Origin of the sequence: Salsuginibacillus kocurii DSM 18087, assembly GCF_000377705.1 — a bacterium.
GTDB lineage: Bacteria > Bacillota > Bacilli > Bacillales > Marinococcaceae > Salsuginibacillus > Salsuginibacillus kocurii.
In genome coordinates, this window is the sequence record NZ_KB898623.1 from 283,597 (window position 1) to 296,950 (window position 13,354).

Consider the following 13,354-nt stretch of genomic DNA (forward strand, 5'->3'; position numbering starts at 1 on the left):
CTTATAAAAAACTGGCGGTGGAATCCCCACACGCCAGTTTTTAGTGGCAAAAAGCCCCTTCTTCCATCATCGTCCGCATATATCCCCCTACTTCTTCGCCATTCTCATTAAAAAATTCAAAGGGATGGTTTTCATTCCATATATATTCAGAGGAGGCTGAAGTGAAAAAGACGTTATTAGTAGTTTCTACCTCATGTAATTCATCTTCATAATATACATGAACTTCTGCTACATTTTCAGGATCTTGAACATGCCCGACTGTAACATACGTATAATTGGACCCAGGCTGCTGCCATATACCATCATCTATTAGAAACGTACGGATCGTATGATCGCTTTCTGTAACTGGCGTACCGCCAATCGTCAAGGTTGAATCTGGCAAGGCATAAAAAGTCTCATCTTTTTCCATAAATAATTCTGCGACTAAATCTTCTTCATTTACCGTATAAATGGCTGTCTGAAATCCTTCTCCATAAGGAATGACGTCAAGAATTTCTATATCCTCGTCTTCTTCTCGCTCTGTCAATACTGCGTCTTCCACAGAAGTATAAGCGTTTTGGTCAACTGACCCTCCAGTTGCACTAGCTCCAGCCATAACTGTGCCATAGCTTAATGCGGAAAAAACAGCCAGAACGAGTGGCATAAGCACTGCATGCTGTCTTGTTTTAAAAACAAGCCAAACCAAAAACAGAAAAGTCGCTAAAGCAGCAAAGAAAAAGCTGACCGCTCCAATCGTCATCAGCCACTCAACTTGAGCACCTGGCAGCAATTGCTCGCCAATAAAAAGCTGAGCCAATCCACTTGGCTGGGCAAACTGCAATGTTTGAGCTACTTCGTGAGGAGGAGTTTGCTGAGACATAACCGCTGTAACGAAAAAAATGCCTATAATCAGAACACTTTCTATTCGCAAGGACTGAACAAACCTCGAAGCATTCCAGCCTTTGTTCAGTCGTTTCTTTACTATGAAACCATGAATAAAGCCGTAGAAAATAAGTGGAATAAAAAGCAAATGCTTTAGTAATAACCACTGCCCATAGGAAAGCATCCAGCTATTTCGGTATTCTGGCACAATATATTGCATGAGAATGAGCCCAGAAAAGACAATAAGTGAAACTGCTACCAGGGCAAACCAGTGGAACCAACTGAAAAAAGAGGCCAAATTTGAATCATTTTTACAGAAAAAAGCTACTGTAAAGAGGAGCCCTGCCCAAGACAAAGCAGCAAGGAGATGCATAAAATCAGCTAGAAAACCGCCCGTTTGAGCGATTGAAGCGGCATGAGACATCCATGCCACCCCAGCAATCGTAAGAACCAATGAAGGTAATAAACAAACCGCGTGCCAAAGGTGATCCTTTTTCTTCAAGGCGGCTTTAAATGCTGTCAGCATGACGCCTCCTAAAATAACAGCAAGCCACCCTTGCCCCATTCTATAATCCGTTAAAATGGTTGAAATAGTTTGTGAAAATGGCGAGTCAAACATATTCATAATATGAGCAACTTGACTAACCACCGGGATGCTCGCAAGAACAATCACCATTCCTATGCAGCTATAAAACAGTCCATTAGGCAGAGTCAGCTGAGGGTATTTAGACTGGGAGATACTAAACAGTATGACGATTCCAGCTACCATAGCAGTCGCCAGAAACAATAATCCATCCACTACAGCCAACATCACATTACCTCCTAGTTAATACAAAAACAAACCCTGCTCCACCTAGAACCAAAAATCCCCCTAGGATCCACCAAAAAAACGCACTGTCTTCCCCTTCATTTGTTGCTTTTTCCTCACTTGCAGTCTCATCTTCTGCTCCCATTTCATCCTCTGTCTCTTCTATGTCCGTTTCTGCTTCAACCGTCTCTTCACTTTCTTCAATATCTTCTTCATTTTCCTCGTCTACTTCCTCTTCTAGCACTGCAAATGAAAGTGTCCCTTCTGTGGTATGACCATCTTCTCCTAACGCCTCCCATTCCACTGTATATTGACCTTCGTAAAGAGGGGCTTCTAGGTGAGCCTCATACACAGGAGAATTCACTTCTTCATCTGCTACTAAAAATTCATTACCTTCCCGGTCTTTTACAGTAATTGTCGTATGCGATTCAATCCCAGCATCAAAATTTAACGTAATTATTTCTACGGCTTCCTCTACCGTTTGTTCATCTCCAGGCTCAGAATCCTCTACGTACGAATGGGCAAAACCAGCAGCGGGCCAGAAAAAACCACTTGCAATACTAAACATAAATGCTACGAGCCAATATCTCATCATCATAACCTCACATTTTAATTCTTAGTAATTTAATATGATTACTGTACTATAAATGTGCGTAACTTTCAATTGATCTTGTCAAAGACTTATATGTTAACTGGTAGATTTAATCGAAGAAAATATGAAGGCACTAAACAACGAAAACAAAGAGAACAAGAGGACAACTAAAACGGAAAATGGAAGCCTGTTGAAAAAGTCCATTCACCGCTAATTATATTCATCATCATTCAATTCAATTTATAGTGATAAATAGTTGATGAGATCGGAGCAAAGTAAACTCTCTCCGAAAAAGTATTCTTTATTTAAAAGCTACTACCTTTTACAAAACCACCATAAAAAGACCGGGATTGTTCCCCGGCCGAATGTCGTGAGTCTTATTAAGTTGTTGCTTCTTTTTCAATCGCTAATCGCATGTTGCCATTTTTCATAAACCAAGCAAGCACGCCATTATATAATGAATGAGCAATAATAGGGGCAATTAATGAACCGGTATACCAATAAAGACTGCCTAATAGCAGTCCCATTAAAAAAACAGAGAGGTGCATGAGGGGACTCCCTTTGTATTGAGGGATATGTAAAGAAAAAAAGATCACTGTGCTAATAATAAGCGCAAAACTGGCAGGCATCATTAACATAAAGCTTCCCATAATCACACCCCGAAACAAAAATTCTTCGATAACGCCTGGTGCTAGAGCTATCGTGGCGACCCCAAAACGTTTTTTAGCAAGCTTAAATATAATCTTCGTTTGCTCATTTATTGGAAACTGAACCGAAGTAACTTTGTATAAAAATAGGGTCAAAAGACAAGCTGCCGTCCCAATTCCGATACCAATCAACACATCATGGACGAAATTTGAAGTAGTAAACAATTGAATAAGAACAGAAAATGTATCCCCACTGTAAATAAGAAACAAGATTAAGAGCCCAATAAGACCAAATATTCCAAAGCTGTACCAAACAACATGAAGAGGGATGTCTTCTCCATCGGATTTCTGATTTTTAGCTCCCATCTGTAACTCTCCTTCTCTATTCGTACCCGGTTTCTATGAAAGACGTCTTTTCTGGAGGCGGCTAATGCCAGCTTTACATACCCCGTAAGAAAGCCAGCTGCAACCTTGACACAAGTGCTCTAGATCATCTGGGGCAACCGAATGTGCGATACGGTCCAATAGCTCTTCTTTTTTGTAAACTTCTCCTGCTTTTAAGTGAAGATGCTCCAAAACACGTTCATCCAGCCCTTTTACTTTGGCATCGGCTGCAACACTTGAACTACAGAGATCACCATCATTGTGCGGGCAAGCCCAACAAGCCTCATCAAAATCCTTTACAACTTGAATGTCACATTCCTTAGTCGACTCACGTATAGCAGTGGTTAATTCTTTCATTCGTTGTATAAAAGCAGGGCTATACCCCATTCCTTCAAACCCTTGAATACATAAAAGATGGTGACCGCGAATGATGTAACATTTACTCATCTAAACCCTCCCATCCTAAACCTTTACATATAGCCGATTCTCAAAAAGGAGATGCCTTGTTTTTCGTCATGTTCTCCTTCTTAAGAAAAACTTGGTAATCCATTCTCCCGTCGAAGAAGACATTCCCTGTACGTTTTTATAGATATTCCCCTATTGTCATATATATTGTTCGATAAAACGAAATAAAACACTCACTCCTTAAGGAATGAGTGTCATGTTTCTAACGCTTTAATTAAGAAGGTTTTATTCGTTCCATGTACTCTTCTATATGGCTTTCTGTCATCCCGCCCGTAATAATTTCTACAATTTCTTGGTCTTCATCGATTAAAAACGTAGTAGGAAGTGGCCGAATACCGTAATGGTCCAGTACATCCCGGTTTTCATCCATTAGAATAGGGAAAGTCAGATTATGCCGGTTAACAAACCGATCTACCGTTAATTCTGGTTCGCCTACATTAACGGCTAAAATCTCTACTTCATCTCCATACTCTGCGTACTGATTTTCCATATAAGGCATTTCCTCTTCACAAGGTGGACAATACGTACCCCAGAAGTTTAGAAATACACCTTTCCCTTCGTAATCCGCTAATTCCACGCGTTCACCTTCCATATTATATAAAGCAAAATTAGGTGCTTGTTCTCCTTCTGATAAAGAAGTGGCCTCAGCTTGAAAAAAGTTTGTATAAAAAACATAACCTACTGTAACAGCAAGAACTGTAAGGATGCTTGTGCGAAGCAAAAGACGTTTTTTCTTCTTATCCACTCTAATTCCTCCTGAAGTTGGATATCAATAAATTCTATTGTTAGATTCTCATATTTCCCCTTAGAAAAGCAACATTTCTGCTCCAATGTTCGAAAAACAGTCAGAAAAGAGATGCTCTTATACATTTTTTGCAGGAACCACAAAAATCCTGGCGAAAATTATATATACTACTATAAATGGAAGGCTCCATTAGAATTTAATATTTCTGAAGGGGGGACAGTAAACATGAGACAAAACCACACCCTCCATCGTAAAAATGAGCGTGCAAAGGCCCAACTGTTTACGTATGGAGCAACTGAAGGAGAAGCCACTTTTTTATCTTTGCATCCTGATCATTATTCATCACCTGACTTCGCCAAAAGCTGGCTTAATGAACATTTAAGACAAAGATACTTTTTTGGGTTTGGTCAATCTTCGCAAACGGACGGAGGACATGGATACCATTGGACAGACGCAAAACAGGCGCTCACAGATGTAAGCACCCATTTCCATAGTTTAAAATTACTTCAACCAGAGATTATAGAAAGACCCATCATTATGGGCGGAGCAGAAAGTGGAGGAGACATTGCGCTGCGTGCCCTTATCGGCCACCAACTAGTTCCCTCTTCTACCTTTCTTGTTGTTCAACCTTCACTCATGCATCTTGATTTATGGGACAAGTGGTTAAATGAATTATCTCAACCTTTGCAAGGTACTATTGTAGCGTATGAACATTCACAGGCTGCAAAAAGAGCCGATAGTTTTGTTAACATGGCAGCTTATTACGGTATAGACTTAACTCTTTATCTCCGCCAGCAGCCATGCACAGGCTGGAGTGAAGATTTTCATGCTCTTCTTAATGAGAGAGCTCAACAAGCTGTAAATAGTCAACATTAGCGTACTCTCCCTAAAACGCACGTCAATAGTTTGAAAAAGCTCTGTCGACGAGTAGCGCTTCCATAGCCTCCGTTTCCACGGGTGGACTGGGAGCTTCTCTTCAAGCTGATGAGCTGCGAGGGCTCGCCAGGCTTCTCTCGCGCGTGGATATATGATGTCCAAAGAGGCCAAAGCGCGAATCTACGCTAACGTTGAACAGAGCCTTCTTAATAAATATCATAAAAAGATGTAGTTTATTCTTCTTCTAATAAAGGAGCAAAATGCCCACTTTCAGTAACACGTTTGACCGGGAATGAATAATCCTCTCCGACACCATCAAAGATCACCGTATATAATGAAGGATCATAAACAACGTAAATTCCATGCTCGGCAAAAGATACGCTCTCTTCGGTTATTTGCTCTGGTTCTGGCTCCCCTCCCGGTTCACGGTCCAGCCGATATAGTGGCGAGCCAGGGGACACTAGCGATGTAGCTGCCTGTCCAAAATATAAATGTTCTCCATATACATTAAATGGAAGCATAGGTCCTTCTCCTGCTGTCAAGATCGACTCTTCTTCCCCACTACGTGGGTTAATCCGTACAAGTTCCCCATTGTAATTACCAACATAAACGTAGCCTGCATCTTCGAACGCCATCCCAGCTTGAAGAGAAGATAAATGAGTTTTTTCGCCACTTGCAAGCTCATTAACGAATATTCCTTCTTCAATGTGTGTTGAAATTAGCTGCTCTCCATCATACGTAGTTAATAATGCCTCTTCTCCTTCACTCACACTGCCTATAGGTTCCCATTGCTCAGGCGCATCACTTTTGGCTCTTTGCACTTCTTCTCCAGTTTGAATCAATAATTGTTCACTATCTACGTAAAGCTGATCCACTGCGCCTTCATATAAAGTCTCCAATTGTTCTCCATTTTTGTTTATACGATGAACATTTTCTCCATCATTTATAAAATACAGCTCATCCCTCACACTATTTATATATTCGACATTTTTACCCTCTAAGAGTTCTTGTTGCATCGTCCCATCTAAAGATATTTTTTGCAGCGATTCTCCATTCGGGTTAACAAATACTTCGTTATTCTCAAAAGCTACCAGCCCTTCATTTGCCAAATTAGCTGGAGAGTTTCCTTCTTGAGGAATGCGAAATGCCTCTTCAAATATTCGAGATACAAAAGCAGCCCATTCAGCACGGCTGACTTCATTATCCGGTTGAAATGTTCCTGCCTCGTACCCTTCAGCCACCCGACTTGCTACTAAAGCATGAATAGCGTCATATGACCAGTTATCCTCACTTATATCCCTTAAATATGTACCAAAACGTTCTTCTGTCAATTCGTTTTCGAAACGCTCATGCAAGATCGCTGCCATTTCTTCACGACTTAAGGGTTCTTCCGGCCGGTACGTTCCATCGGGGTACCCATCAATCCAGCCTTCGGAAAACGCATGGCACACAGCAGCACTATAATACTGCTCAGCTTCGATATCTTCTAGCTCACACGTAGTGGCTTCCTCATTAACGCCGCCATCAATTCTTGTTAAGAGCAAAGCAGCATCGCCCCGTTTCACCTCGTTATTTGGGGCATATGTTGCATTTCCCACACCTTCAATCCAGCCTTCTTGAAACAGCCAATCAATTTCTTCTTCAGCCCAATGCCCGCTAATATCTTGAAATTCTTCAGTTTCCATAGCAAATCCTGAGGTAGCATGTAAGCTTCCACTCACGATTACACTAAAAGCAGTTAATACAAGAGCACCTTTAATTTTTTTCATTATGTATTCACCCATTTATGCTAAAATTTTCTTCTCTTTACTCAATGTAGCGTAGATGCTCAGGGTTGAACACCGTAATTTGTCACATCTTATCTTACAATGTCATTACAAACGTGCCCTTAGCTGCATTAGGTATATAAAAAGAGCCGCCCTTTTGAGGCAGCTCTTCTAACAAGACTCCTATCAAAACTGCAAGCCGTACAGGCTTTTAGCCAGTGAAGTGTTCTGTCTTCATTCTTCTCAATTAAGAACTTATTTCGTTATCATTTCCTTTTGAATAAGGTCAAAAGGGAACCTCTATATTTTTTGAATGGCTTCAGTGATAGCCCTCTCCCCATTTAACACATCAAATGTTTTACCGTACGTATTATTTCGCTCTAATGTTTCAACTAGCACTTCTGCTGTATCAGCGCGAGTAATAGCACCCTCTGTTCCTTTAAGTAAAGGTTCAAGCTGCACAGAACCAGTTGGCTCATCATTTGTTAATGGCCCCGGCCGTACGACAGTATAATCAAGGCCGCTCCCGCGCACATGATCATCAGCCAGCTTTTTTGCGACAAGATAGTGCCTGATTTTTTCGGGGCCTGCTTCAGGTTCATCGGCGCGCATCGCACTAAGCATAATATAACGTGAAATACCTTGCTTCTGTGCTTCATCAATTGTCTTTAAAGCACCCCATAAATCAATTAACATCGTCTTGTCCGCTCCGGTTGACGGCCCAGAACCAGCTGCAAAAATCACGGCCTCAGCTTCTGAAAAAGCATGAGAAATATCACCTTCTAAGTCTGCAATAACGGTTTTGTCAGCTCCCAGCTCTTCCATGTCTTTCACTTGCTCTTCTTTTCGCACCATTGCTATGGCTGTATGGTTTGCATCATTTCCCAGCTTTTCTACTACATGCCTAGCTACTTTACCATTTGCTCCGACGATTAAAACCTTCATCCTGGCTTCACTCCTTCAAGTTCATAATTCAGCATATCTCTTATTTTTTCCCAATATAAGCCAATACCTAAACCTGAATAGTTATTCCAACTTTACTTTGCCGGGTTTTCAAAGAAATACGATTTTGAATGATACCTGACACTAAGCACCAATCCAATAGCAAGCATTGTAGCTAAAAGCGAACTTCCCCCGTAACTAATTAATGGAAGAGTAAAGCCAGTAACAGGAAGAAGGCCAAGATTCATACCAACGTTCTGAAAAACTTGAAACGCAAGCATAGCAATGATTCCTGCACAAATGTAAGCGCCAAAACGATGGTGGCAGCGAAGGGCAATCATCATCATTTGATACAGCAAAACAAAATAAAGAGTAATTACTAAGGCAGCTGCTATAAACCCATGTTCTTCTCCAATGACTGCAAAGATAAAGTCCGTATGAGCTTCTGGGATATATACACTAGTGCCTTCGCTGCCCGTGAGCCTGCCAGAACCAAGGGCACTCATTGCCCGCGCCGTTTGAAACCCTTCATCTGAATATTCGAGCGGATTCAGCCACCCGTAAAACCTGCTCACTTGATAGCTAGGTAAATGTTGGAAAATATATTGTTCAACCAACTGTGGAAAGCGAAAAAATGCAAAAATAAAAAAGCTAAATAAAAGAACCGGTACGCCAAACAGTACGGCAAGCAGCCGAAAAGCAATGCCAGACACTAGCACCAACCCAACGAATATAGCAAGCATCATCATAATCATACCCATATCTGGCTGGCGCATTAATAATAAGACAGGAGGGATAAGTACAGCTAATAATTTTACAACGAGCCAAAGGTCATTTTTAAATACTTTTATTGCGTAATTTTGGTTATGTTTGTAAATGAGCGTGCTCATCGTTAAAACCATGAACACTTTCATAAACTCAGATGGCTGAAAATTCCCGATTAAAGGAAGGTCAAACCAACGTGTGGCTCCCATTCTTTCCGGAGCAAACCCACTCCCGGCTGCTACATCTAATATAACAAGCATGAGCAAGCCTGCTCCATACAAAAACCAATGAAGGAATAGATAGTATTCAAAATCAAAATGCAAAATAACAAAAGCAGTTATAAATGCTAAAACATAGAAAAACATTTGCCGCAATGAGAAATTAAAATTCTCAGGATGAATCTGCTGTGCGTAATACAAATAAAAACAGCTGATAACGGCAAACAAAAACAGCACAAAAAGTAAATTTATATCGTATTGTTTTTCAACTGGTTTTTCAAGACCCAACTTACATCACCTTATGCTTTCAATTAACATATAAAACTCAATACTCTATCTCATCATACATGAAAGGGAGCTTAACGTACATATCCATAAAGTGACGATTTTTCCTCTTTTCATGACCTTCTTGCCGCTGTTCGCCACTTTATTGCCTTTCCCTTCCCTTTACTTACTCTGTTAAAAACCCAAAAAGGACTCCCCCTTTGGGAAAGTCCCTTGTCTGCCGTACGTCATCTGGCCCTAGGAATATCAAACATTTCTTCTAAGGTCACAAATTCCAGACCCTCTTCCTGTAAAGCTGGAATGATTTCATGTAAAGATTCCGGCGTGCCCGATAAGTCTTGGTCCCAATTACCACCATCATGCATTAATATAACATCGCCAGGACCCGCATCTTCAAGTACATTACTAGCTATCTCTTCTGCACTTAACTGCTGCCAATCTAACGAATCTACTGACCAACCTGCAATCGCGAAATCGCGCTCCACTAAAAGTTCAGCTAACTCTTGATCAATTTCCCCGTAAGGCGGGCGGAAAAATTTCGGCTGGTAACCAATAATATCTTCGAGTACTTCATCTGTTTGTTCAAGTTCTACCAGTAACTGTTCTGGAGGCTCATCAGTCAAGTCGGGGTGCCAATACGTATGAGAACCAATCTGGTGGCCTTCTGCTTCCATCCTTGTTACAAAGTCTGGATAAGCTGCTGATCTAGCTCCTAGTAAAAAGAAAGTGGCAGGGACGTCGTATTCAGCCAAAATATCCAAGACCTCTCCTGTATATCGCGGGTCAGGCCCATCATCGAAGGTAAGAGCTACTTGATTAACATCTTCAGGTCCTTTGAAAACAACATTATCAGGGTAAATCTCTTGCAGTTGTTCAAAAATTGCAGGCGTATCCGGCCGATTCCCCTCTTCCGGCCCACCTTCTAATTCTGGGTCATCAGGATTTCTTTCTTTTGCTGAAAGCGTAGTTGCATCTCCTGCAGTCATACCAACTGCCATTACTAAAGCCATAAAGGTTACACTGATTTTTTGTACTACCATTTTTCCCTTCCTTTCCATATTCATTCATCACTCAGTGTAACCAGTTACCAACATACTATCCGAAATAAAAAAAGATGTTAGATTATCTAACAATTTTGTTGCAGCAATGTTCAGAACTTTCTATACTAATAAATAACATCGAGATGTTAACTAAATTAACATGCAGAAGGGGAGATTGGAATGACAACAACTTACGTACCGACAGAAGAGGCAACACTGGAAACTATTCGAGACATCATAGAAGCTAAAAACGTGGAACTACTACATTTACAATTTGTAGATATTGAAGGAATGCTAAAAAGTGTAACTGTTACCACGGATCAATTGGAAGATGTAGCTGCTGGACAAATTATGTTTGATGGATCTTCTATCAATGGCTTTTCTACCATTAATCAATCTGATTTATATTTGAAACCTGATATGAATACATTTGCTGTATTGCCTTGGACTGAAGAGGAAGACTACTCAGAAGGTCGTTTTATTTGTTCTGTAACGTACCCGGACGGCAGTGATTTTGAAGGGGACCCACGCAACGCTCTTAAAAATACGGTGGACCGCGCTGCGGCCTTAGGCTACAGTGTAAGTGTCGGACCGGAATTAGAATTTTTCTTGTTCGAAACTGATGAAAAAGGAAGACCAATTCTTGAGACACAAGACGATGGAGGATATTTCGAAACTTCCCCGCATGATGATGGTGAAAAAGTTCGCCTCCAAGTTTATAAAACGTTAAAGAAAATGGGCTTTACTATTGAAGCTTCCCACCACGAAGTTGCTCAAGGCCAGCATGAAATTAATTTTAAATATGCAGATGCGCTTGGAGCGGCAGACTTAGCAACTACTTACAAATGGGTTATTAAAACCGTTGCGAAGCAATTTGGGTACCATGCTTCATTCATGCCAAAGCCTATTGGCGGTGCAAATGGAAATGGAATGCATACAAACATTTCTTTATTTGATAAAAAAGCAGAAGCCAATGCTTTTTATGAAACAGCTGACGGAAAAGAACTATCCAAAACAGCTTATCATTTTATTGCCGGGTTACTTGATAATGTTGATCAGTTTGTTGCTGTTACAAACCCACTTGTTAACTCTTACAAGCGTCTTGTCCCAGGTTATGAAGCGCCGTGCTATGTTGCCTGGAGCGCCTCAAACCGTTCAGCTCTGATTCGGATTCCAGCCACACGCGGCAGTGGTACACGCGTGGAAATCCGCTGCCCAGATCCGTCTGCCAATCCGTACTTAGCCTATGCAGTCATTTCAGCTGCAGGTCTTGACGGCGTGGAAAGAGAACTAGAGGCACCGGTTGAAACAACTGATGATATCTTCAGCATGAGCGAAGAAGAGATTGAAGAAAGAGGCATCGCCAATTTACCTACAAGCTTAGCACAGGCTCTGGACGCGTTTGAAGAAGGAACAATTGGTGTCGATACTCTTGGAGAACATATCACCAATGAGTATCTCGAATTAAAACGTGAGGAATGGGATGAGTTCCGCACTACAGTACACGATTGGGAGGTAGCTAAATACCAAGGCAAGTTTTAATTATTTTAGCTGTACTTTTTTCCACCAGTGTAAAATATCTCTTTATAACGAGGCAAAGACCGCCCGACCAATGTTCGGGTGGTCTTTTTACAATATGTTTAAAATAAGCAAACAATATAATTACATTCGTAGAAAAACTTGCACTTTCTTTTAGAACAACATGATTCTTTTCCCGAGCTTTATCTTCTTTTATTTGAAACTTGAGCAGCTTACATACTTATCCTTATTTTATTTTTTCTTTCACTTCATACAGAATATCTCGTAACATTTTGGGGGTCAGTCGTTTCGTATTTAAATTATATTGAGAAGGATGATAGCAGCCAACCAAGGTTGGAAGAGTTGGCGTGTCAGTAAAGTAGCTAGCATTGTGAGCAAAAGCTACTTTGCTTATATCTTTTCCTAAAGACTTATAGTATTTTTTCATTTGTGCAAATGCTTCACCACCTAGAGCAACGATCACCTGTAATTGCTGCAGCCTTTTTATTTCTTGTTCTAAAAAAGGCTTACACTCTTCATATTCTGCAGCCACTGGTTTATTTTTTGGCGGGCAGCACTTCACTGCGTTCGAAATATACACATCTTTCAATCGTAAACCGTCATCGATATGGTGAGATTCTGCCTGCGTACTAAAACCAGTATCATATAAGCTTTGAAATAACGCGTGTCCTCCACCATCTCCAGTAAATGGCCTGCCTGTACGATTTCCCCCATGTGCTCCTGGAGCCATCCCGAGAATCAGGACCCGTGCATTTCATCCCCAAAGCCAGGTACCGGTTTTGCCCAATATACTTCATCCTGGTATGCTAATTTTTTTCCTTCCTGAGCTTCCCTCCAAGTGACTAAACGTGGACAGCTTTTACATTGAATGATTTTTTCTTTCTCTTTATTTCCGGCAAACAGCTGTAACACCTCCATCTCCATATTAAACGGCTGTACCCTTTTCAAAACTTTAGTACAATAAGGGTAAAATTAGGTATTAAAAAAGGGGGGACTGCCATATGCCGAACTATATGAAAGTAGACCGGTTGGTTTTCATCTTATTATTTATCAGCCTCTTGACCCTTCTGGTTATTAATGTTCAAGGTACAGAAACCTACCCGCTTATGATTGGCTCTGTGGTATTTTTTGCTCTCTCGGCCGGCTCTTATTTTCTGTTTTTCTCTTATATTACCATGTTTTGGTTTTACCAAATTTGGTTTTTGAACTTAGGTTTTATTATAGTTGGTTTATGGTTGGAAGGCGAAGACTTTTTGTTTATCCGTTTACTACTTTTGAGCTTATTGTTAGGTTTCCTCATTGTAGAACGATTGATCGTTCAACGAGATACGACCGATTAAACATTCCATTGACCCATTGTATCATCATGGAGGTTGTGCTTCTAAGACAAGAAGCTGCCCCAAAAAATGTGGGCAGCTTCT

At 40.8% G+C, this 13,354-nt stretch carries 13 protein-coding genes; 3 read left to right on the forward strand and 10 right to left on the reverse strand.

Annotation, left to right across the window (positions count from 1 at the left end):
• Positions 1-40 precede the first annotated feature (40 nt).
• The 5 genes from D469_RS0101460 to resA form a co-directional block, all read right to left on the reverse strand.
• Positions 41-1,672: a copper resistance D family protein gene (locus D469_RS0101460; protein ID WP_018921579.1), complete on the reverse strand. Its 1,632-nt coding sequence runs from the start codon at positions 1,670-1,672 to the stop codon at positions 41-43.
• Positions 1,673-1,676: 4 nt separating this feature from the next.
• The gene (locus D469_RS0101465) at positions 1,677-2,267 is read right to left on the reverse strand and encodes a copper resistance CopC family protein (protein ID WP_083910688.1); all 591 of its coding nucleotides are present in this window, start codon (positions 2,265-2,267) and stop codon (positions 1,677-1,679) included.
• A 374-nt stretch (positions 2,268-2,641) separates the two neighbouring features.
• Positions 2,642-3,274, reverse strand: coding sequence for a CPBP family intramembrane glutamic endopeptidase (locus tag D469_RS0101470; RefSeq protein ID WP_018921581.1), 633 nt, complete (start codon positions 3,272-3,274; stop codon positions 2,642-2,644).
• Between the two features lie 33 nt (positions 3,275-3,307).
• The gene (locus tag D469_RS0101475; protein ID WP_018921582.1) at positions 3,308-3,739 is read right to left on the reverse strand and encodes a DUF1284 domain-containing protein; all 432 of its coding nucleotides are present in this window, start codon (positions 3,737-3,739) and stop codon (positions 3,308-3,310) included.
• A gap of 232 nt (positions 3,740-3,971) precedes the next feature.
• Positions 3,972-4,502: a thiol-disulfide oxidoreductase ResA gene (resA, locus tag D469_RS0101480; RefSeq protein ID WP_018921583.1), complete on the reverse strand. Its 531-nt coding sequence runs from the start codon at positions 4,500-4,502 to the stop codon at positions 3,972-3,974.
• Positions 4,503-4,727: 225 nt separating this feature from the next.
• Here resA and D469_RS0101485 point away from each other — a divergent pair, with 225 nt between their 5' ends.
• Positions 4,728-5,378: a hypothetical protein gene (locus D469_RS0101485; RefSeq protein WP_018921584.1), complete on the forward strand. Its 651-nt coding sequence runs from the start codon at positions 4,728-4,730 to the stop codon at positions 5,376-5,378.
• 233 nt (positions 5,379-5,611) lie between these two features.
• Here D469_RS0101485 and D469_RS0101490 read toward each other — a convergent pair whose 3' ends face one another.
• The 4 genes from D469_RS0101490 to D469_RS0101505 form a co-directional block, all read right to left on the reverse strand.
• Positions 5,612-7,147 (reverse strand): S-layer homology domain-containing protein, encoded by a 1,536-nt coding sequence (locus tag D469_RS0101490; RefSeq protein ID WP_018921585.1) that lies wholly within the window; start codon positions 7,145-7,147, stop codon positions 5,612-5,614.
• Between the two features lie 297 nt (positions 7,148-7,444).
• Complete coding sequence (locus D469_RS0101495; protein WP_018921586.1) at positions 7,445-8,089, reverse strand: SDR family oxidoreductase; 645 nt, start codon at positions 8,087-8,089, stop codon at positions 7,445-7,447.
• A 92-nt stretch (positions 8,090-8,181) separates the two neighbouring features.
• The gene (locus D469_RS0101500) at positions 8,182-9,357 is read right to left on the reverse strand and encodes an FtsW/RodA/SpoVE family cell cycle protein (protein ID WP_018921587.1); all 1,176 of its coding nucleotides are present in this window, start codon (positions 9,355-9,357) and stop codon (positions 8,182-8,184) included.
• A gap of 224 nt (positions 9,358-9,581) precedes the next feature.
• A complete protein-coding gene (locus D469_RS0101505; RefSeq protein WP_018921588.1) occupies positions 9,582-10,394 on the reverse strand; it encodes a polysaccharide deacetylase family protein in 813 nt (270 codons plus the stop codon).
• Between the two features lie 180 nt (positions 10,395-10,574).
• On the opposite strand from D469_RS0101505, the gene glnA reads away from it, so the two are divergent.
• Positions 10,575-11,936, forward strand: coding sequence for a type I glutamate--ammonia ligase (gene glnA, locus D469_RS0101510; RefSeq protein WP_018921589.1), 1,362 nt, complete (start codon positions 10,575-10,577; stop codon positions 11,934-11,936).
• A 223-nt stretch (positions 11,937-12,159) separates the two neighbouring features.
• Here glnA and D469_RS19400 read toward each other — a convergent pair whose 3' ends face one another.
• Positions 12,160-12,675 carry a uracil-DNA glycosylase family protein gene (locus D469_RS19400; protein WP_338053730.1) on the reverse strand — a complete coding sequence of 172 codons (516 nt, stop codon included), beginning with the start codon at positions 12,673-12,675 and terminating at the stop codon, positions 12,160-12,162.
• Between the two features lie 259 nt (positions 12,676-12,934).
• Here D469_RS19400 and D469_RS0101520 point away from each other — a divergent pair, with 259 nt between their 5' ends.
• Complete coding sequence (locus D469_RS0101520; RefSeq protein ID WP_018921592.1) at positions 12,935-13,273, forward strand: hypothetical protein; 339 nt, start codon at positions 12,935-12,937, stop codon at positions 13,271-13,273.
• Positions 13,274-13,354 lie beyond the last annotated feature (81 nt).